The sequence below is a fragment of the Methanobrevibacter smithii ATCC 35061 genome (assembly GCF_000016525.1).
Lineage (GTDB): Archaea > Methanobacteriota > Methanobacteria > Methanobacteriales > Methanobacteriaceae > Methanocatella > Methanocatella smithii.
Genome location: NC_009515.1, coordinates 389,077 through 411,078 on the forward strand (window position 1 = coordinate 389,077; position 22,002 = coordinate 411,078).

General features: G+C 30.6%; 20 protein-coding genes. 14 read left to right on the forward strand and 6 right to left on the reverse strand.

All coding sequences use genetic code 11. From position 1 onward, the window contains the following. Positions 1–164 precede the first annotated feature (164 nt). Positions 165–1,109: a 3H domain-containing protein gene (locus MSM_RS02020; RefSeq protein ID WP_004032153.1), complete on the forward strand. Its 945-nt coding sequence runs from the start codon at positions 165–167 to the stop codon at positions 1,107–1,109. Then, positions 1,102–1,683 carry a ZPR1 zinc finger domain-containing protein gene (locus MSM_RS02025; protein ID WP_004032154.1) on the forward strand — a complete coding sequence of 194 codons (582 nt, stop codon included), beginning with the start codon at positions 1,102–1,104 and terminating at the stop codon, positions 1,681–1,683. The genes MSM_RS02020 and MSM_RS02025 overlap by 8 nt, the downstream gene beginning before the upstream one ends. Positions 1,684–1,694: 11 nt before the next feature. Here the strand turns inward: MSM_RS02025 and MSM_RS02030 are convergent, their stop codons facing one another. Both MSM_RS02030 and MSM_RS02035 read right to left on the reverse strand, forming a co-directional pair. Beyond that, positions 1,695–2,138, reverse strand: a complete 444-nt coding sequence (locus MSM_RS02030; RefSeq protein ID WP_004032155.1) for a hypothetical protein — start codon at positions 2,136–2,138, stop codon at positions 1,695–1,697. 262 nt (positions 2,139–2,400) lie between these two features. Next, a complete protein-coding gene (locus tag MSM_RS02035) occupies positions 2,401–6,645 on the reverse strand; it encodes a DUF11 domain-containing protein (RefSeq protein ID WP_011953873.1) in 4,245 nt (1,414 codons plus the stop codon). Positions 6,646–7,092: 447 nt separating this feature from the next. On the opposite strand from MSM_RS02035, the gene MSM_RS02040 reads away from it, so the two are divergent. The 8 genes from MSM_RS02040 to MSM_RS02075 all read left to right on the forward strand — a co-directional run bounded on the left by MSM_RS02040 (position 7,093) and on the right by MSM_RS02075 (position 13,292). Beyond that, positions 7,093–8,223: a hypothetical protein gene (locus MSM_RS02040; RefSeq protein ID WP_011953874.1), complete on the forward strand. Its 1,131-nt coding sequence runs from the start codon at positions 7,093–7,095 to the stop codon at positions 8,221–8,223. Positions 8,224–8,385: 162 nt separating this feature from the next. After that, positions 8,386–8,865 (forward strand): MarR family winged helix-turn-helix transcriptional regulator, encoded by a 480-nt coding sequence (locus MSM_RS02045; protein WP_048058606.1) that lies wholly within the window; start codon positions 8,386–8,388, stop codon positions 8,863–8,865. Next, positions 8,858–10,243, forward strand: a complete 1,386-nt coding sequence (locus tag MSM_RS02050) for an MATE family efflux transporter (protein WP_048058607.1) — start codon at positions 8,858–8,860, stop codon at positions 10,241–10,243. Before MSM_RS02045 ends, MSM_RS02050 begins: the two co-directional genes overlap by 8 nt. Positions 10,244–10,414: 171 nt before the next feature. Further along, positions 10,415–11,092 carry a UMP kinase gene (pyrH, locus tag MSM_RS02055; RefSeq protein ID WP_004032165.1) on the forward strand — a complete coding sequence of 226 codons (678 nt, stop codon included), beginning with the start codon at positions 10,415–10,417 and terminating at the stop codon, positions 11,090–11,092. 12 nt (positions 11,093–11,104) lie between these two features. Beyond that, entirely contained in the window at positions 11,105–11,896 is a 792-nt protein-coding gene (locus MSM_RS02060; protein ID WP_011953877.1) for a TatD family hydrolase, read from the forward strand. Positions 11,897–11,911: 15 nt separating this feature from the next. Continuing rightward, a complete protein-coding gene (locus MSM_RS02065; RefSeq protein ID WP_004036811.1) occupies positions 11,912–12,103 on the forward strand; it encodes a DUF2116 family Zn-ribbon domain-containing protein in 192 nt (63 codons plus the stop codon). A gap of 9 nt (positions 12,104–12,112) precedes the next feature. Next, a complete protein-coding gene (locus MSM_RS02070; protein WP_011953878.1) occupies positions 12,113–12,436 on the forward strand; it encodes a YbjQ family protein in 324 nt (107 codons plus the stop codon). Position 12,437: 1 nt separating this feature from the next. Further along, positions 12,438–13,292 (forward strand): MFS transporter, encoded by an 855-nt coding sequence (locus tag MSM_RS02075; protein ID WP_004032169.1) that lies wholly within the window; start codon positions 12,438–12,440, stop codon positions 13,290–13,292. Here MSM_RS02075 and MSM_RS02080 read toward each other — a convergent pair. Then, positions 13,289–14,101 (reverse strand): sulfite exporter TauE/SafE family protein, encoded by an 813-nt coding sequence (locus MSM_RS02080; protein WP_022531708.1) that lies wholly within the window; start codon positions 14,099–14,101, stop codon positions 13,289–13,291. The two genes, MSM_RS02075 and MSM_RS02080, sit on opposite strands and share 4 nt — an antisense overlap. Before the next feature lie 168 nt (positions 14,102–14,269). Between MSM_RS02080 and MSM_RS02085 the strand changes: the two genes are divergently transcribed. Both MSM_RS02085 and MSM_RS02090 read left to right on the forward strand, forming a co-directional pair. Beyond that, on the forward strand, positions 14,270–15,238 hold the full coding sequence (locus tag MSM_RS02085) for a hypothetical protein (protein WP_048058608.1): 969 nt from the start codon (positions 14,270–14,272) through the stop codon (positions 15,236–15,238). A gap of 36 nt (positions 15,239–15,274) precedes the next feature. After that, positions 15,275–17,179, forward strand: a complete 1,905-nt coding sequence (locus MSM_RS02090) for an MJ1255/VC2487 family glycosyltransferase (protein ID WP_011953882.1) — start codon at positions 15,275–15,277, stop codon at positions 17,177–17,179. A gap of 11 nt (positions 17,180–17,190) precedes the next feature. On the opposite strand, the gene MSM_RS02095 is transcribed toward MSM_RS02090, so the two are convergent. The 3 genes from MSM_RS02095 to MSM_RS02105 all read right to left on the reverse strand — a co-directional run bounded on the left by MSM_RS02095 (position 17,191) and on the right by MSM_RS02105 (position 19,325). Beyond that, on the reverse strand, positions 17,191–18,123 hold the full coding sequence (locus MSM_RS02095) for a transcription initiation factor IIB (RefSeq protein WP_004032173.1): 933 nt from the start codon (positions 18,121–18,123) through the stop codon (positions 17,191–17,193). Between the two features lie 47 nt (positions 18,124–18,170). Further along, entirely contained in the window at positions 18,171–18,458 is a 288-nt protein-coding gene (locus tag MSM_RS02100) for a Gar1/Naf1 family protein (RefSeq protein ID WP_004032174.1), read from the reverse strand. Between the two features lie 129 nt (positions 18,459–18,587). Then, positions 18,588–19,325, reverse strand: coding sequence for an RraA family protein (locus MSM_RS02105; RefSeq protein ID WP_004032175.1), 738 nt, complete (start codon positions 19,323–19,325; stop codon positions 18,588–18,590). 448 nt (positions 19,326–19,773) lie between these two features. Here MSM_RS02105 and dnaG point away from each other — a divergent pair, with 448 nt between their 5' ends. Both dnaG and xerA read left to right on the forward strand, forming a co-directional pair. Continuing rightward, a complete protein-coding gene (gene dnaG, locus MSM_RS02110; RefSeq protein WP_004036806.1) occupies positions 19,774–21,033 on the forward strand; it encodes a DNA primase DnaG in 1,260 nt (419 codons plus the stop codon). 12 nt (positions 21,034–21,045) lie between these two features. Beyond that, positions 21,046–21,954 carry a site-specific tyrosine recombinase/integron integrase gene (xerA, locus tag MSM_RS02115; RefSeq protein WP_011953883.1) on the forward strand — a complete coding sequence of 303 codons (909 nt, stop codon included), beginning with the start codon at positions 21,046–21,048 and terminating at the stop codon, positions 21,952–21,954. Positions 21,955–22,002 lie beyond the last annotated feature (48 nt).

The following is a 22,002-nucleotide window of genomic DNA, read 5'->3' on the forward strand; positions in this document are numbered from 1 at the left end:
AATAATCTTAATTTTTTATAAAAACTTTATTAAAAAAAAGGTTTTCAAAAAATTATAATCTATTTATTAAATATTAGTTTTCTTATTATTAAAAGATAATGTTTTTATAAATAAAATATGATAATTATTATATAACTATCAAAAAAGATTAGGAGACTACCAACATGAGAAAACCTTATGTTATATTAATTGGAAGTGCCTCTGGAATTGGTAAATCAACAATAGCTGCAGAATTAGCTAAACAATTAAACATAAAACATTTAATAGAAAGTGATTTTATACGTGCTGTAGTTAGGGGAATTATTGGGAAGGAATATGCTCCTGCACTTCACAATTCATCTTATGAAGCATATAAAAGCTTAAGAAACAAGTCAAAATATGATAACTATGATGAGTTGGTATCAGCAGGATTTGACGAACATGCATCTTATGTTATCCCTGCTTTAGAAAAAGTAATTCAAAGGGCAATTACAGATTATGATGACATCATAATTGAAGGAGTGCATTTGGTTCCGGGATTAATTGATATTGAACAATTCTACGAAGATGCGAATATTTATTTCTTCATATTATCATCAGATGAAGAAGCACATAAAGAAAGATTTGTTAAAAGAGCAATTCAAATACACAGAGGTGGAAAACAGCTAGAATTCTTTACAGAAAACAGAATAATCCACAACCACCTGATATCACAGGCTGAAAAATTTAATGCAACAATAGTGAAAACTGAAAATATTAACAATACATTATCCAAACTGCTTAAAACAATAAAACAAACTTGTAAAACCGTGTGCTTAACAAACAGCGTTGATGAATTAGAAGAAGTGGTTGACATCATCATAAAACAAAATAACAGCAGCATAACAAAAATTGTATACAAACTAGGAGGATTTAAAGATTCCCTAGTTAAAACCACCAATATTTCAGATTCCGATGAAGCAACCAAATTTATTAAAAGTATAAATGAAAACAAAGATAAAAAAGAAGATTTAAATAAATTATACGCTCTGTCAAAATACAGAAAATTTACCATCTGTGCACCTGATGATGACAGTTTAAATAATATAATTGAAGAATTAACAAAAAGAGGATTTGTTTATAATGAATGAAACAGAAATTAACGAAATGAGTATTAAATGTCCTGCATGTAACACTGAAAACACAGCCAAATCCATAATGAAAGAAATTGAAATACCGCATTTTGGAAAGGTTTTAGAAACAACTATCATTTGTGAATCCTGCGGATTTAAACACAGCGACATTATAGCACTTGAACAGAATGACCCTGCAAAATATATTTTAAAAATAAATAAAGATAATTTATCCACCAGAATTGTCAGATCACAGTCAGCAACTGTGTCCATTCCAGAAATTGGTGTTAAAGTGGAACCAGGTCCAAAATCAGAAGGATATGTAACTAATGTTGAAGGTGTAATCACCCGATTTGAAGATGCAGTAAAACAGGCACTTCATTTATTTAATGACAATACTTCTCAAAAAAATGCACAGCTAGTTTTAAATGATTTGAAAAGTATAGTAAATGGAGAAAAAACAGCTACTTTAATCATTGAAGATCCATTCGGTCAAAGTAATGTTGTAAGTGATGATGTTGAAATATTAGATATTCCTGAAGAGGAATTAAAATTATTAAAAACAGGTTTCAGTATTATTGAAGATAATTAAAAAGGAAGAATTTATTCTTCTTCCTCTGTTTCTTCATCATCATGTGCTAAAAAGCTGCTTAAATCATCTTCTTCAGCAACATCTTTTAATTTTAAAGTTCTTTGAACATCCATAGCTAATGCATTACAGTCTGCTTTAATAGCTTCTAAATGTAATAAAATTCTTTCTTTTTCTTGATTAATCCTTGTAATGTTGGTGTATGGGTAAGTAGATTCCTTAAGCATTTCATACTCAATAGTAGTATAAGGATAATCGTTTAATTGTTTACATACGTTTTTAAGAACTTCACCTAAGAATTTGTTCATTTCTACTTTTACTCTTTCCCTAATCATTTTGTCGTCATCAAGATTTTCTTTCATTAAACGAACAACTTCTGCTTTAGCGAAAGGTAATTTTTCTTCATCTTCTTCTATAAATTCTTCGGTTGTTTCTTCAATCATTTCTTCATCAGACATAATTTCACATCATAATGTTTAATATTGAGTAAAAATAGTAATTTTTGATAAAAAATTATCAATACATCAATATCTAAAGATATATTTGTTAAAAGTCCTATTTAAAAGTATTGATAATTTAAGAATTATGAATTATCTTTTTAATACTTTTATTAAAAAACATTAAAATAATTGATGCAAAAATCAATAATTCCTATAGTTTAAAATTTTTAAAAAATCCTTTTAAAAAAATAAAAAATAGTAGCCGAATAGCTACTTTAAATTATCTTTTCTTTGAAATTTTAATAGGTAAAAATCCGATTGATATCATTGAAACTAAAAGCAGCAGCACAATCGGCAAACCTGTTTTTGGCAATTCAATACTTGTTAAAGACTGCGAATGTGTCAAATTTTCTAATTTTGAAACCATAGACTTTTGAAGTGAATTTTTAGCCAATACTAAAAGATAAGTATCATTTACAGGATCTTCTATTTTTTCTGTTGTGTTTTCACTTACAAAAACACTTGTTCCGTCCTGATTATTGGATTTGTCATAATCAAAAGTATCAGATGAAACAGCAACTTTATTTTCAAATTTACCCCAGGCGTTTGCAGCAGCATTAATAGTCAGCCTGACTTTTTCACCATTCACTAATGAATCAATAGTTAAAACATTGTTTGTATTATTGAAATTGCCTTTGGTGCTTTCAAATGAAATTACTTTTAAATTAGGGTTTAATAATTCACTTACCTTAATATTTTCAGCACTGTCAGGACCGTTATTTGTAATTTCAATTACATATTCAATTAAATCATTGATGTTAACTTCCTGTTTTGATACTGATTTTTCAATAGACAAATCTGCAGCCGGTTTAACATGAACTGATTTTTTAAAATGGTTGTTAGTTAAATTACTGTCTTTTTCATTGCCTTTGACATTAACAACATTTGTAATGTCTCCTGTTTTTACAATTTTAGATACAATATTCAATTGCAGCTTTTCACCGGCATTTAAATTACCGACATCCCATATGCCATTTACCGGATTATAAAAACCTTTAGACAGATAAGATGAAATATATTCAACAGACTTTGGAAGCAAATCATTAACTATAACTCCAGTAGCCATATTCGGCCCATTATTTGAAACGATTATTGTCCATTTAATCAAATCATTATAATTGGGATTTGAATTGTTGATTAATTTAATAACTGACAAATCAGCTATTTTAACTGCATTAACCGATTCATTATCATGATTATTTGATTCATTCCAATCATATTGTGTGGAATTGACACTGACAAAGTTTAGAATTTTTCCGATTTTATTAACTTTACAATAAATATTTAAAGTTTCATCAGTTTCAGGTGCTAATGAGTCAATCGTCCATATACCCGATTTAACATCATAATTTCCTTTTGTTGAGCTAGACTTTACAAATATCAGCCCGTCATCCAATAAATCATTAACCTGAACATTTGTAGCTATGTCAGGACCGTTATTTGAAACAACAACTGACCATTTAATTATTTCACCAAAATCCGGAGAAGTATTGTTTACATACTTTTTAACAAAAAGATCAGCACTTTGAGCAACCTCAATACTTTTATTTACAATATTATTAGTCAAATTACAATCATATTCATTTCCTGCAATATCAGCAATATTGACAAGTTTTCCTGTTTTATTAACTAAACAGATTATTGTTAATTCTTTTGTTTGATTATTAATCAATTTGCCAACATTCCATCTTCCATTAAATGATTTATCAATACTGATTAATCCTTCAGGCAAAATATCACAAACAACAACGCCTGTTGCAGTATCAGGACCATTATTAGTAACTCTTAAAGTCCATTCAACCAATGAATTAAATTTAGGATTAGTATCATTGACTAATTTTTCAATAGCTAAGTCAGCACATACCTCAACATCAATGGACTGATTATCATAGTTATTGGTTAAATTCCAATCATATTCCTTTCCAGACACAGAAGCGTCATTTGCTATTTTTCCTGTTTTATTAACCAAAGTCACAATATCTATAGAAACGGATTTGCCCCTTTCCAAAGTTCCAATATTCCACAATCCTGATTTTACATCATAATTTCCGGTGCTTGAAAGATAAATCAAATCTTTAGAAAGCAAATCACAAACAACAACACCAGTAGCTTCATCCGGCCCATTATTAGTAACTCTCAAAGTCCATTTAACTAAAGAGTTAAATTTAGGATTGGTATCATTAACCAATATTTCAACAGCCAAATCTGCTGATGGATTAACATTAATGCCTGCTGAATCATTATTGTTTTTTAAATCCCAGTCATATTCATTTCCGGATACACTGGCTTCATTTATAAAAGTTCCGGTCTTATTAACTAAAGTTTTTATATTAATTATTTTGGATTCACCCATGTTAAGAGAATCAATATTTAAAATACCTGTTTTTTTGTTATAGTTTTCATCATCACAGCTTAAAATAATTAAACCATCAGGAATTAAGTCTTTTAATCTGATTCCAGTACCAACATTAGGACCATTATTTGTAATTTTTAATGTCCATATTATTATATCACCATAATTGGCATTAATCAAGTTGGAACTTTTATTTAGTTGAAGATCTGCTTTAGGAAAAACACTAAAATAAGTAACATTTGCAATATATTTGTAGTAAGTGTCCTCGAAATGAGTTGCACTAATCCTATATCTGCCCGGTTTTAAATTTTTTAAGATATTTGAAACCTGCCCTTTAAAATCAGATTTTAAAGTTTTATTAAATGCTACAGACCCGTCTTCATGAGTTACAGTTAATAAAATATCCATATTGTATTCTCTGCTATCCTGATATAATTTTCCATTATCTACAGCTCCCAAAATAGGAGTTTCACCATTTACTTTAATTTTATCTTGTTTTGCATTATTATAAATTGCATTTGAAACAAACAAATCATCATATTTAGCTATATTATTTCCACCAAATAGAGTAGCTGAAACTTCACAATCTTCACCATAATAAATGCTTTTAGCATAAATAGGCAATGCATAAACCCATGCCTGATTTTCTGCCATTGCATTATCTGAAATAATACAGTTCAAACCGGATTTGTCATAGTAAATAGCACTTCCATTTCTCGCCACATTGTTATTGAATATGTTTTTATTAATGGTAGCTGAAGAACTGTTTATATAAATAGCTCCACCTAACCCGTCATCTAATTTTTTAACATCGGGAATTGCCTCATTAGCCATAAATGAAGAATCTTCAATGACTGTTTTATTTCCATTAATATAAATCGCACCACCGTTTACATGGGCTGTGTTTTTATTGAACTCAGTACCACCAATAGCGACTGTTTTAGCTACAATATTTATTGCCCCTCCATTTACTGTTGCGGTATTTTTATTGAATACGGAATTTTGGATTTCAATATTTTTACCTTTTAATTGCACAGCACCTCCATAAGGAGCATTATTCTGCTCAAAGTTACAATTGATTACTTTTAAATCCATGTCCATGTCCATATAACCTGTACTTAATGCTCCCCCATAAAGTTTTGCAGAGTTGTTTATGAATACACAGTCCTCAATAATGCCTGATGCATGATAAGTTAAGGCTCCTCCCTGATCTGCAGAATTATTAATAAATTTACAATTTTGATAGGTTATTCCGGCTCTAACACATCCAGCACCACCATGAGAATTATTTAAATCATGCGCAATAGCTTCATTACCCATAAAATTACAATTTACAACATATGAACAAAGATTATATTCATCACGACCAATCTGAATTGCACCACCATATGATTTATGGTTAGTGGCCGGTTTGACTTTATTAGACACAAAATTACAGCCAATAACCTGAGTATTATTTCCATAAACACCAATAGCTCCGGCAGCTACCTGTGCAAAGTTATTTGTAAAATTACAGTTTTTTATAATTAAATTTTCTCCTTCTTCAGGATATCTGCCACTATCATTAAAAATTGAAAGGACATAAATTGCTCCTCCTGAATGGTTAGCATAATTATTTTCAAAAACTGAATTTTCAACAACTACATTTTTACCAAGAATAATCATTGCACCTCCGTGAACATCCATCCCATTTACAAATTTTAAATTACTTATCTGACAATTTGAACCTGTTTTTTGAATTGAAAAAATACAGGAAATATTTTTTCCGTCTAAAACAGTATCCAAACCACCTGCAATTCTGATATTTTTATTTACATAAATAACAGAATCATTGTTTTGGGCACTATAATACCCATTTAAATGAATTGTTCCACCATCACCTACATTATCAATTGCTTTTTGAATATCACTGAATTTACCCCCATTTAAAGTTATTTCACTACTTCCTACAACGTCATTTTGAGAATTTTCCAAATTATCTTTGCATACACTTACTTCCGGAACTTCCGAAGTTTCATTTAAATCAGCACTAAAAGCTGTACCTGAAGCTGCTAAAAATAAAATCATTAAAAGCACAGAAATAAGAAAATGCTTCTGTTTGTTTTTAAACATTATAAATCTCCTATTTTGAGGACATTTTTAACCACCATCAATTAACCTGAATCAGCTATTAATTAGCAATTAAACTTTTTATTTTAGCATAGAACTTGAAAATAACACTTTTTAAATATAAAATTTGAAAATAAACCGAAAATTAATATTTAACTATTAGTTTAGTTAACTAAAACCAAATATTTTAAAAACAAATACCCAGCCATAATTTACAAATTTATTTCAATCTGATATTACAAATGTTATTTTTCAAAATAACTGCAATATAGAATTTAAAATAAAAGATAACTGTTTTAAATCCTCAAAAATCTTATTAAACTTCAAATTATTTAAATTTTTTCTAATAAAGAAATAAAAATTAATAAAATCAAAAAATAATCCATTTAAACAATAATTCAATATTGTGCCATGAAAAAATTATTATAGCATAAAAATTGAAATAAAAATATGAAAAAACAAATTGCAATTATCATACTGGCTATTTTATTATTAGCCAGTGTAATTCAGGATATATCTGCAGCCACTACTGTTTTTCTAACGTCAGACAACATAATGGGCACAAATGATGATGCAGATATGCTTAATTCCATAAAAACCTATATTGAAGAAATCAGCAATGGAAAAATCAACGTAATTGTAGACAGCCAATCTCCAGGACCTGGAGAAGGAACAAGAGCTATTGAAGCTGATTCAAATGTTAGTGTAGTGTTTGCTGCTGTAGATCCAGGCAATTTCTTAGTTTTAAGCAAATATTCAACAGCCACCACAGACAAACAGATAATCTTTGTAAATACTGGAGATTATGATTTAGATACTGCTGAATCCTTAAGAAGAGCATGGGACGATAACTACTCAAAAACAATTTTTGCAGGAATCAATAACCCCGGAACATTTCTTAATGATGGTGGAATTAGCTATATCCAGCCATTGAAAGAATATCATGATGCAGGTTCTGACGGCATTATAAATCAAAATAATGATGATGTAAACAAATATATTGCCCAAGAAATTGTTAATAATATAAATAACTACAACAACACCAAACATTATGACAATAATTTAGTAATAACTCATAAATTAGCTCCTTCAAATATGGCTCATGGCAGTCAAAGCCTTTTAGAAAGCAACGACAATGAAATGAATGGAACTTACAACTCTTATTCAGCTCCACAACTGTTATACTTAACCAGCTCTTATTTAAATGGAAACGGATTAGAAAATCCCGGAGATTATAAAGCTCCAGATTCTCCATTGAAATACTCCATTTTAACTAAAGATTCCTATTCAATTTATGATTATATAAAAATGGGTGGAATTGTTAAAAATTATATGGATGAAAACGGACAGGCTCCAAATTACATAAATTACGAGGGTGCATATATTAGTTATTACGATTTACAGTACAATTTTGCTAAAATAACTGCAAATCATACTGACGGATCACATATGGATTTTGATAGAGAATATCATTTTGATAAAGTTAATGACAGTATTTTATTAACTATATTGCCAATTGTATTGATTATTTTAGTTATTATGTTTATTTATATGATTTTTAAAAGACTATTGCACAGATAAGGTTAAATTAACCTTTTTTATTTTTTTATTTTAAAATCAATAATGTTGTAAGCATCAATTATTGTTATTGCAATTGTTGTCACACCAACTGTTTTATATACTATAATAAATATATATTAAAACTGTAAATTTTCAAAAATAAAATTTATAAAAATGATTTTTATGAAATGTGACGTAAACTTGTTTAAAAACGACGATATTAAATTTATTACATTTATTTCCATAATACACAGACAATATATGATATATTTAAATAATTATCTTAAAAAAGAAGGAATAACCGCATCACATGCACCTATACTTAGCTATTTATTATACAAAGACATATCCTATCAAGAAGAAATTGGAAATCATTTTAAAATAGATAAAGGAAGTATAGCTAGATCAATACAAAAACTACAAGAAAAACAATTTATTAACAAGGAAATAGATGAAAATAACAGAAGAAAATACCAATTGTCTTTAACTGAAAAAGGCAGAACAGTTGCTTTAAAAATCATGGATTTAAATAATGAATGGGAAAACCAAATATATTCAACCTGTAATACTGATGAAAAGCAGATAGTTGAACTAATGAGGAAAATAACCATATCATCAATAAACATTCAAAAAAACACACAAAAGGAGGAAAAAAATGGCTGATATGACCAAAGGAAAACATGCAAATATTGAATTAATAACTGGAGACCCTAAAAAAGCTATTAATAAATTAGCTTGGCCTATGATGCTATCAATGCTTCTTATAATGCTTTATAATTTAGCAGATAGTGTATGGGTATCAGGACTTGGAGCAGATGCTCTAGCAGCACTAGGTTTTATAACACCACTATTTATGATTATTATCGGACTTGGAAACGGAATAGGTGCCGGTGCAAACTCATTAATCGCAAGAGCATTTGGGGCTAAAAAAGACGAATTAGCAAATAATGCTGCACTGCACTCTGTTGTATTAACTGTAATCATAGGAATTGTAATACCAATCATATTACTTCCGTTAATACCTGAAATAGTTGTAATTATGGGTGGAGCCAGCGTTACAGAATTATGTATGGATTACAGTAAAGTTACATTTGGATTATTGATTGTATTTTTATTCTCATCAGTACTTTCATCAATATTAAGGTCAGAAGGAGATGTAAACAGAGCTACAATCGCAATAGCTATTACTGCAGTATTAAATATAATCATAGATCCGATTTTTATATATTATTTAAATATGGGGATAGCTGGGGCTGCATGGGCAACCGTAATCTCTGCAGGAATTTCATGTATTGTAATGGCTTACTGGATATGGGTTAAAAAAGACACCTACATGAATTTAAGCTTTGATCAATTCAAAAAAAGCAAAGGAATCGTAATTGAAATTATGAAAGTAGCTATACCTTCCACTGCAGAGCAATTAATTATGTCCGGACTTACAATGGCAATAAATGCAATGCTTGTTATAGTTTCAACAACAACTGCAGTAGCAGTATATACTGCAAGTATGAGAATTGTATCAATGGCAATGATTCCATTAATGGGAATAGCTACTGCACTTTTAACAGTAGCAGGAGCGGCATACGGTGCCCGTAACTATGAAAAATTAAAAACCAGTTTCACATACAGTATCAAATTTGGATTAGTTATTTCATTGATTTTAGGAGCTCTAACATTTATCTTTGCACCACAAATCGCATTGCTGTTCTCATATTCTGCAGCAACAGCATATCTTACACCTCAAATTGCATTTGCACTTAGAATATTCTGTTTCTTCTTAATATTCGTACCGTTCGGTATTGCAGGATCATTTGTATTCCAAGGAGTTGGAAAAGGAACATCTTCATTACTAATAACTATCATAAGGTCATTATTTGCTGAAGTAGTCCTTGCATACTTGTTTGGAATAGTGTTAGGTTACGGAGAAATGGGTATTTTTGCAGGAGTAATTATTGGAAGCTTTATCGGTTCCATGTTTGGTTACAGCTGGGCAAGATTATTCATTAAAAAACTTAAAATTAAATTTGGTCATGCCGACTAAATTTAATTCTTTTTCTTATTTTTTATTTTAATAAAAATAAAATATAGCTATTTTTAAAGCAAAAACCCACAAACTTATATGAAAACTAAAAATCAATTTTTCTTTTTACAGCAAATAATAATTTAAAATTTAAATAATATCATCCAAATAAATAATAGTTAAGGTGAATATATGAAGATAGTTGTAGCAATTGGAGGATCAATTTTATTAAAAGAATATGACTGTAAAAAATTCCAGGAATATAGTGAAATATTAAAATCATTAGCTAGCGAACATGAAATATTCGTTGTTGTAGGTGGAGGAAAACCTGCTAGAGAATATATTGGAGTTGTTCGTGAACTTGGAGCTGGTGAAGCTCAGTGCGATGATATTGGAATTGAAGTTACAAGAATTAATGCTAAATTGTTATTATCTGCACTTGGAGATGCTGCTTATCAGAAAGTACCTCATAACTTCCAGGAAGCTTTGGAATATTCAGCTACCGGAAAAATAATTGTAATGGGTGGAACAGAACCTGCACACAGTACAGATGCAGTTTCCGCTATTTTAGCAGAATACATCCATGCAGATAAACTTATTAACCTAACCTCTGTTGACGGAATGTATGATAAAGATCCGAACAAGTACGAAGATGCTAAGTTAATTAAAGAAATTACAGCTAGTGAAATGATAGAATTCATCAGCGGAAAAGACACCAAAGCCGGAACCTATGAATTCTTTGATATGACTGCAATTCAAATGATTAAAAGATCATCTCTTGAAACTGTAATAGCTAACGGTTATGATTCTGAAAACTTAATTAAAGCTATTAATGGTGAGGAAGTAGGAACCAAAGTTATCAGCAAATAAATAGGTGATTAAGTGGAAAATCTTATTGATATTGGCCTTAATTTAATGCATCCTTCTTTTAGAAAAAATAGAGAAAGTATAATTGAAGATGCCATTGATGAAGGTGTTTCCAAATTTATAATTACAGGAACCAATGTCAAAGCAAGTCAGATAGCTTGTGAATATGCATCCAATTATCCGGGAACTTTATATTCAACTTCCGGTGTTCATCCTCATGATGCAAAAACATGTGATGACAATACTCTTTTGGAACTGGAAAAAATAGCTGAAAATGATTGTGTTATAGCTATTGGAGAATGCGGTCTTGATTATAACCGTGATTTTTCTCCAAGAGATGTTCAAAGAAAATGGTTTGAAAAACAGGTCGAATTAGCTGAAAATTTAGATATGCCTTTATTTTTACATGAAAGAGAGGCTCACAAAGATTTATATGATATTTTAAAAAAGCATGAAGATGTTTGTGAAAAATCAGTAGTTCACTGTTTTACAGGAACCAAGCAGGAAGCTCAAAATTATATTGATTTGGGATGCTGCATTGGTGTTACCGGATGGATTTGTGATATGGAAAGAGGCAGTGACCTGCAGGATGCAGTAAGTATAATTCCAACCAACAAATTAATGATAGAAACAGATGCTCCATTTTTAATACCTAAAAACTTTGATAAAAAACCTAAAAGTAATAAAAATGAACCCAAATATTTACCTCATATCCTAAAAACAATTGCTCATTATAAAAACGATTATGATGTAGAAAAACTTGCAAAAGAAGTTACAAAAACTACTAAAGACTTTTTTAAAATATAAAAATATGGTGATAATATGGCTGTAGAACCACATAAACATTGTCCAATTTGCGGAACCCCTATACCTTTAAATGAACTTGTATGCTCTCCAGACTGTCAAAAAGTTTGGGATCAAAGACTTAATCAACAAAAGAAAAGCAGATATATGTTAACTGGAGTTATCATTCTTTTCTTAGCTATTTGGGCAGTAATGACTTTCATGAAATAAGTGATGAAAATGATATTGACATCTGCAAACACACTGGAAAATAAGGAAATTGTTGAATATAAAGGTTTAGTAACCGGAGAATCCTTAATCGGTGCTAACATTTATAAAGATTTATTTTCCGGTGTTCGGGATGTTGTAGGCGGAAGAACCTCAAGATATGAAGAAGAAATCCAAAAAGCACGTGATATTGCACTGAACAGTATGGAAGAAAAAGCAGAATATTTAGGTGCAAATGCTATTATCGGATTGAAAATTTCTTACGATAACTTAGGCGGTACTATGGGAAATACAATTCTTGTAACAGCTTACGGTACTGCTATAAAATACGAATAATATGAATCTTAAAGAAAGAATAGAAAATGTGGAAAACTTAAAAGAAGCTATTATCTGCATTTCTTTTGGAACATTTGTTGGTATTTTAACTTATTATATTTTTTTATACTTCCATATTGATATTTATGGATGGAATTTTGGACTTATTTTTGCTCCATTAGCTGCAGGATATGCTGAAACCATATTGGCTAAACGAATAATTGGCGAAGATATTGGAGCCATCAGCGCATTTATTTTATTTCTTGTAACTGTAGTTTACGGTTTTATTATAGCCAATCCTACACTTGGAGTAAATGTAATCACTTTCGGATCAATAATTGTAATTTTACAGGCAGCTCTTCCCACACTTATTAACTATTTCTTTTTAGTTGTTATAATTGGAATAATCTCCTATTTCTTTGGGACATTTAAAAAAATTACAGATTATACCTATTCCAAATTATCTGACATGTATTATAAAATAACAGGAAAGCAAAAACCCATAAGAACTATTGATGCGGAAGTTGTTGAAAATGAACTGGAAAGCAATAAACAAATAAATGATTTGGATTTTATATTCATAACCAGCTCACATCCAATCAATAAAAAAATAGAAATCATAGACCACTTTCATGCAACAGTATTTTTGGAAAGAGATAAAAAACTAATCCACATTGACCCTGAAAAATATGAAAAAGACACTTTAAAAATGCTTAAAAAAGCTAAAGACAGTGTCCTAATCCAAATAGCTAATGAAATTAAAGCTCATGGAGGAAATGGAATCCTGGATTTAAAAATAGAATATGGGTTAATCGGTTTAGGTGGAGACAGTTTTCAAATTACTGCAATGGGAATGGGAGTTAAATTTAAAGATTAAGGAACTACTCCCAGCATTTTAAGTGAAATATACAAAACCACCAAACCAAATATCTGTTTTAATCTTTTTTCAGGAACCTTATGAGCTATTTTTGCACCATAATAAGCTAAAGGTACTGAAAACATTGCGATAACTGCAAAATTAACTAAACTTACATAACCCAATGAATACGGAAACGGATTAACTCCCCAGCCAGATATTATATATGATACGGTCCCTCCAATAGCTGTTAGGCTAATAAATACTGATGAAATTCCGATAGCTTCAATCATTGAAAATCCGAATATTACAGTTAAAATTAGAATTATAAATACTCCTCCACCAACACCTAAAAGACCTGAGGAAATTCCAACCAATACCCCTACAACAGCTATGTTTATTAAATTAAATTTGGCTCTAGCTTTTGAAGTCTTTTTATCGGCAGACATCAAGTTACGAATAGCTATAAACAACAATAAACATCCAAATATGATTTTTAATATTTGTGTCGGCAGCATTGATGCAATCAGACCGCCCAATATGCCCCCAACAATACCGAATAACCCCAGTCTTATTCCTGGTTTTAAAATATTGTCCATAACTTTTAAATGCCTGGATGCACCGCTTGTTGCTGTCGGAATAATAATGGCCAGACTGGTTCCAAGAGATATCATCATGGCAAGTGACGGGTCAACTCCAAGATACTCCAACAGGAAATACTGGAATGGAACAATTAAAAATCCCCCTCCAACACCTAAAAGACCTGATGCAAATCCTGCAACAACACCAATTAAAATTAAACCAATGAAATATTCTAATGTAAATATCATAAAAACACATATTCAGTAAATCTTTTAAATCATTAAAAACTTAAATTAATTTTAATGAAAAGGAATAATATTATATTGGCCGGATTCATATTTATATTATTTGCAGGTGTACTTTTTATAACAGACATCTTCAATCCAATAATAAGGCCAATAACTCGAGTATTTCTAATGGGTTCTTCTAAAGGAAAAGATATTTTATTTTTTGGACTTTTTGGACTGTTTTTAATTTTAAGTCAAACATTTACCCTGAAAAATAAAGATATTGACTCTGACAAATACTTAAAAATAGCTATCTGTGTAGGATGTCTTTTGCTAATTTCAGGAATTATTGCCGAAATCCTGTTTAGACAGTCTTTAGGAATTCCATTAAATGTGACTTTTATGAGTGAAAGTTCACAGGCTGCAAGTACCAGTATTTTACATACCCATCTGCTGAAATCCATTTTTGGAGAAGCTGTAACCTCCCTGATCGGACCGTTTATCAGTAGCGGAATCAATACAGGAGTTGGATTATACACCTATGTTCCGAATATTGCTAAAACAGCAATCATATTATTCCCTATTTTATTTATATTGGAAATATTGGCCAATCAAAAACGTTTAGCTCCAACAGCAATCCTTTTAAGTTTCTTTTCAACCTGTTTACTTATTGGAGCATTAGATGGAGGAATGTTTTCCACACCTTCCATGTTAGGTATTTGCGGACTTTTTTTAGTTTACAGAAACCATTATTATTTCGATTATTATATCGGAGGAGTTGTTTTAAAAAATAAGAAAATATTAAATGATTCCAAAAAAGAATATCCCTACTACAAGGATGCAGGGTTAAGTGAAGTGAAATTCCATCTCCACAGACTACTGCCCTACATTATAGCTATTCTTTTTATAACTTTAAGAATTTCAATAGCTATTTTTGGAGCAAATGATGAATATTACACACTTGAAGTCGTAAATCCTGCAGACAATATTGAACTAAATGATTTTCCAGTAGAAAGTATTCATCATAGTGAAAACAAAACAGTTTATACACTTGATTCCAATTATAATGAATTGAATTTAATCAAGGATTTGAAAATACCTCTAAACAATAAATGTGACTACTACACGATTTCATGGAACATTTACTCATATATTTAATAAAAACTTATAAGTTTTAAAAATTAATATTAACATATGATTTTAAGCATTATTATACCTACATATAATGAAGAAGAATACCTTCCCTTACTTCTAGAAAGTATTAAACAGCAGGATTTCAGAGACTATGAAATAATTGTTGCTGATGCTAACTCTAAAGACAATACTGTAAAAATAGCTGAAGAATACGGATGTATTGTTGTTGAAGGCGGAATGCCTGCAGTAGGTAGAAATAATGGTGCGAAAGTAGCTAAAGGTGAGTATTTACTATTTTTAGACTCTGATTTAAAACTTACCGAAGATTATCTTGCAAAAGTTATCTATGAATTTAAAATGGAAAGATTGGGTATTGCAATTACACAAATGAAACCCCTATCCAAAAAAACAGAAGATAAAATCTTACATGATTTGGCCAATTTGTTTATGATAAGCGTTGAAAAAATAAAGCCACACGGTGCCGGATGTTATGGTATAATAACTAAAAGGGAATTGCATGAATGCTGCGGCGGATTTGATGAAGAATTAACTTTCGGTGAAGATACAGAATATATTGAAAGATTGGCCAAAAAAGAAAGATTTAAAGTATTGAGAAATGCTAAAATTGGAGTTTCCACAAGAAGGCTTGAAGAGGAAGGACTTGCAACACTAGCTAAGCAATACGGTAAAAGTACTGTAAATGACTTTTTAGGCATTAGAACAGAAGCTTCAGATTTAAATTATGGTTTTGATCATGGAAAAGAACATATAAGCAAACATAAATTAGATAAAATTGCTCTGGAATCTGAAAAATTGGACCATTTGAAAAACAGCTATGATGAATCCAAACAAAAAATAAACACTGCAAAAGTCTATCTTAAAAAATCCAAAAAAACAAAAATCAGAGATAAAAAAGTAATTTTTTATTGTATCTGTGGAGAGGGAATGGGTCATGCTATCCGAAGCAGCGTAATAATCGACCGTATAAAAGACAAATATGACGTTTACATTTTCAGCAGCGACCGTGCTTACAAATATTTAAATGAAAAATTTGACAATGTCTATAAAATCGGCGGATTCAACACAGTTTATATAAATAACAAAGTCAGCAATACAAAAACATTAATGAATGCCATTAAACGTAATCCTCTAAACATTAAAGAAGGATATGAAGAACTATATAAAAAAGCAAGAAAATTATCTCCTGACGTTATTGTTACTGATTTTGAAATCTATGCAACAATGGTTTCCAAACTTCTCAGCATTCCATTAATAAGTCTGGACAATATCCACATGATTACCCAAACTGCAATTGACTATCCTCCAAAGCATCAGGGAGAAATGCTAAAAGCAAAAGGTGTAATAAAGTCATATGTAATAAAACCGAAAATACATATTTTAACCAGCTTCTTTTATCCGAAAATCAAGCCTAAAAAAAGGGCGGTGCTCTATCCTCCAGTGATTCGTGAAGATATCTTAAAGCTGGAACCTACAATTGAAGATCACATTATTGTCTATCAGACCAGTAAAGAAAGTGTGAAATTAGTCGAGCAATTGAAATCATTAAATGAAAAATTTATTGTTTACGGATTTAATAAGGACAAAACAGACGAAAATCTGACTTACAAATTATTTAATGAAGATGAGTTCTACAATGATTTAGCCAGTGCCAAGGCAGTAATCTGTAATGGTGGATTTACCTTTATATCAGAAGCCATATCCCTTAAAAAACCAATATACAGCGTTCCAGCTATTGGAAACTTTGAACAAACATTAAACGGATTTTATGTTCAGAAATTAGGTTATGGAGAATATCATGAAAAGATGAGTCCTCAAGAAGTGGAAAAATTCTTAAAAAGGCTCTCCAAATATCAGAAAAAACTAGCTAAAGTTAAAAAAACAAATAACGATGGAATTGTCAATGAATTAATATATCGTATTGAAAAATATAGTAAAAAAAGTTAAAATAGGGTGGTTTATAAAGTTACACCCATTTCAAGTTGTTCTGTTAATTCTTTATACCTGTTTCTTATAGTTACTTCAGTAACACCTGCAATATCTGCTACATCTCTTTGGGTTTTTCTCTCACCCAACAATACAGATGCAATATATAATGCAGCTGCAGCTACACCAGTTGGTCCTCTACCAGAAGTCAAACCTTTTTCCATTGCTTTTTCAATAATTTCAATAGCTCTGGATTGTGCTTCACCAGACAAACCTAATTCACTAGCAAATCTAGGCACATAATCGACCGGAGAAGTTGGAGGTAATTTAATGTTTAATTCCCTTGTAAGGAATCTGTAAGTCCTACCTACTTCTTTTTTAGTAACTCTTGAAACTTCAGCTATTTCATCTAAAGTACGGGGAACATTACAACGTCTGCAAGCAGCATATAAAGAAGCAGCAACTACTCCTTCAATACTCCTTCCACGAATAAGTTTGTTGTCCACTGCACTTCTGTATACTACAGATGCAGCTTCCCTCACACTTCTTGGAAGACCTAATCTTGAAGAATCTCTGTCCAGCTCACTTAATGCAAATGCCAAGTTACGTTCTGTAGCACCAGAAATCCTAATTTTTCTTTGCCATTTCCTTAATCTATACCATTGTGCTCTGTTTCTTGCAGGAATATCACGACCATAAATGTCCTTATTCCTCCAGTCAATCATAGTACTTAAACCTTTATCGTGAATGGTGTAAGTGATTGGAGCTCCAACCCTAGTACGTTTATCTCTTTGTTCGTGGTCAAATGCCCTCCATTCAGGACCCATATCCACTAGATTTTCATCAATAACTAATCCACAGTGAGCACAAACTACTTCTGCCCTTTCATAATCACCAATTAATTCTGTGGAACCACATTCCGGACATACGGTTTGTTTATCTTTATCATAAACATCACCTTGCATAATTTCTTTTTCTGTTCTTTTATGTCCGACCTTTTTAGGGATTTCGTTTACTTTTTGTTTCGTGTTTTCACCCTCCTCTTCCTAGGTTTCTTAGATTTTGGTCTTGATACAAATAGTTTTTCACCATAGTTTCTCTTGATTTTATCTAAATTAGCAGATTTAAATAATTTAATTGAAACATACGGACTTTTAGTAGGTCCAAAAACATAGCTAACCTTGCCTATTTTAGTTTTATCGCTATTAAAAACAATACCACCAGGACTAGGTGTTTTAGATGATCTAGCTATTAATTTTCCAGAATTTGCAATATGCAAACTATTTCCTAAAACTTTCATAAAAAATCAATCATAAAATAATCTGTATCAACTATTAATATGCATGTGATAATATATAAATGTATCGATATATTTATATATCAATAAAATTTGCTATTTAAATGTTTTACTATTTAATTGTCCTAAACACTATTTTAACCCAGCAGCCTGAGACAAAGTTTTACCACCATTAATAGCATCAATGATACCTAATTCCTTTACTTTAATAGCTAATGTTTGAGTCATGACCTGTTTAAACAAAGACTGAGGAATAATAACAACGCCGGTTTCATCACCATAGAAAAAGTCACCTGGTTGAATAGTCATATCCCCAACAGAAATATCCACATTGATTTCTCCCAATCCTAAAGCACTTCCTGCATTTGGAGCATAATCACAAGCAAAAATAGGATAATCCATATAATACAGAGCATCCAAATCTCTGACAGACCCATAAATTACAGTAGCTTTAACACCATTAGCTTTAGCACAGGTTGAAGCTAATTCACCCCATACAGACATGTCAGAATTATTGGTTTTAATAAATAATATATCTCCATCATTAGCTTCATCAATAGCTAATGCGGAAGTTCCCCAATCATCACTGTTGGTTTTGCAGGTAGTAATTCTACCCCAAACCCTTAATCTGTTAATAGGTTTCAATTCTTTGATAACACCTGATCTTCTTGAAATTCCGTTATATGCATCGGAAATTTGGCAGGTGGAAACACCTTCAAGTAAAGACTTCAAGTTAATATAATTTTTATAGTTTTTTTTATTGAAAACCAAATCTTCAATGGATATTTCACTTAAATCTATATCTTCCACATCAATTTTCTTATTTAAGTCTTTTTTATTGTGTAATAAATCACTAGGTGTTACTGACATTAAATCACTTCTCTTAATTAATATATAGATATATGTAAGAACCGCTTAAAAAAGATTTTTCAAAAATTTTGACATAACTAACTAATTATATATATTAGTATTTTCAAAATACTTAATGAAGTATAAAAAAATACTCACAATTATACTTAAAGAGTTTATTTACATTCATTATTACAATTTAATTATTATTCAATTTAAAAACAAAACAGGAGCAATTAATATTACTAACTAAATATAATCTTAAAAAATAAAGAAAAATAGCTAATATGTTCTATATAGGCTATAAATGAAATTAGTAATATGCTCAGTAGATTTTAACTCTTTTTAGTGTATAAAAGATATCTTAACTAAAAGATATTAGATATGTTTATCAAGATTATTTCTTAAAATACCCAATTTTTAGAAAGATAAGAAAATAAGCCAATAAAAATAAAAAGGAGGCTTAACAATGGGAAAAGGAGAAGAATTAACTACAACAAAATACTTAATTCATGCACAAATTAATGCAAATGGTATTGTAGAAAAACCAGATGTAGTCGGTGCAGTATTTGGACAAACAGAAGGATTATTAAGTAATGATTTAGATTTAAGAGAACTTCAAAGAACTGGAAGAATCGGCAGGATTCAGGTAATGATCCATTCCAATGGTGGAAGAGCTAAAGGAGAAATTGTAATTCCATCCAGCTTAGACAGAGTTGAAACCGCCATTCTTGCAGCATCACTTGAAACAATTAACCGTGTTGGACCCTGTGAAGCAGAAATTCACACAGTTAAAGTTGAAGATGTAAGAGCAGTTAAAAGAGAACAGGTTGTAAACCGTGCAAAGGAAATCTACAAAAACATGATTGAAAGTGCCAGCCCTGCAAGTATGAGAATGATTGAAGAAGTAAGAGAAGCAATGCGTGTTCATGAAATTTCAGAATATGGTGAAGACAGATTGCCAGCAGGTCCAAGCATACACACTTCCGATGCAATTATTGTGGTAGAAGGTCGTAGCGATGTATTGAACTTACTTAAATACGGCATCAAAAATACTGTGGCTGTTGAAGGAGTCAGTGTTCCACAATCCATAGGAAACCTAAGTAAAAAAAGAACAACAACTGCATTTGTAGATGGAGACCGTGGTGGAGAACTTATTTTAAAAGAACTCCTGCAAATCGGAGATGTTGACTATATTACACGTGCTCCTAAAGGTAAAGAAGTTGAAGACCTTGAAAAAGATGAAGTATTGGTTGCCCTAAGGGACAAAGTTCCTACAGCACAATTTTTAGCTAATCACAATATATTAAGTGAATCTGACAGCAAAAACTCCCATAAAAAACATAACGGCAAACACAACAACAAACATTCAAATAACAAACATCAACAACACGAAACTAAAGTCAAAGAAGAAGTGCAAATTGAAGAAATTCCTATTGAAGATGACGAAACAAAATTAATGAAAGACATGTTAAAAGAATTTGAAGGCAGCGGCTGTGGAGCTATACTGGACGAAGCTTTAAACATGACTCAGGAAGTGGAAGTTGAAAACATTTATGAAGAAATTAAAAATATAGAAACAAGTGCAGACACAGTTATTTTTGATGGAATCATAAGTCAGAGACTTGTTGATGTTGCTTCATTAAAAGGAATTAAAAGATTAGTTGCATTTAGATCCATGAACATAGTTAAAAAACCGGATAACTTAAAAATAATAACCATGGATTAATAAGGTGTCCTAATGGAAACATATGATTTTAAAAATGAGATTATAGACAAAAACGGGAATAAAATAAATATTCTCGACGTTTATAATTTTAATAAAATAAAAGAAAGTTACATAACTTCTTTAAAGAACAACAACTATTCACAAAACACCATCAAAACCTATTCATCAATAATACATAAATTTACTACTTATCTAAAAAATCAAATAGCTATTTATAATGAAAAAGAGTTCATAAAATACTTCAATAGCTATATACTCTATTTAAAACAAGTGAAAAATGTTAGTCAAAATTACATTTACCTGGTTACGGTAGTTGTCAAGAAGTTTCTTGAGTTTAACAATATTCATTTCTTAGATTCAATTACAACACCAAAAAGAATTAAATCACCACCTAATTTTTTAACACAAAAAGAAGTAAAACAACTTCTGGACAGCATTACATGGGATGAAAATTCAGATAGTGATTTTCGCATCATTACCAAACTACGGGACAAACTGATAGTGACCCTATTATATTCATCAGGACTGCGTGTTTCTGAACTTATAAACTTAAGTGTAGACAATGTAAATTTTGAAGGAAAACAGTTATCCATTGTAGGCAAAAACAACAGCAGAGTTATTTTACTTGATGAATCAACCAAACAGTTAATACAAAAATATTTGGAAAAAAGAACACAGAAAAGCAATTATCTGGTAGTTAACAAAAGCGGAAATCCATTAACTCCACGATATGTTCAGCTAATGATAAAAAAATACGGAAATGAAAGCGGCATCGAAAAGAAAATAACACCTCACATTTTACGCCATTCCTATGCAACACATCTATTTGAACAGGGAGTGAATATCAAGATAATTCAGCAACTGCTTGGACACAGCAATTTGTCCACAACCCAAATTTACAGTCAGGACGCCAATAATTAACTCTTTTTTGCAATGTGCTTGTACAAAAAATTAAATAGTAAAAATGAT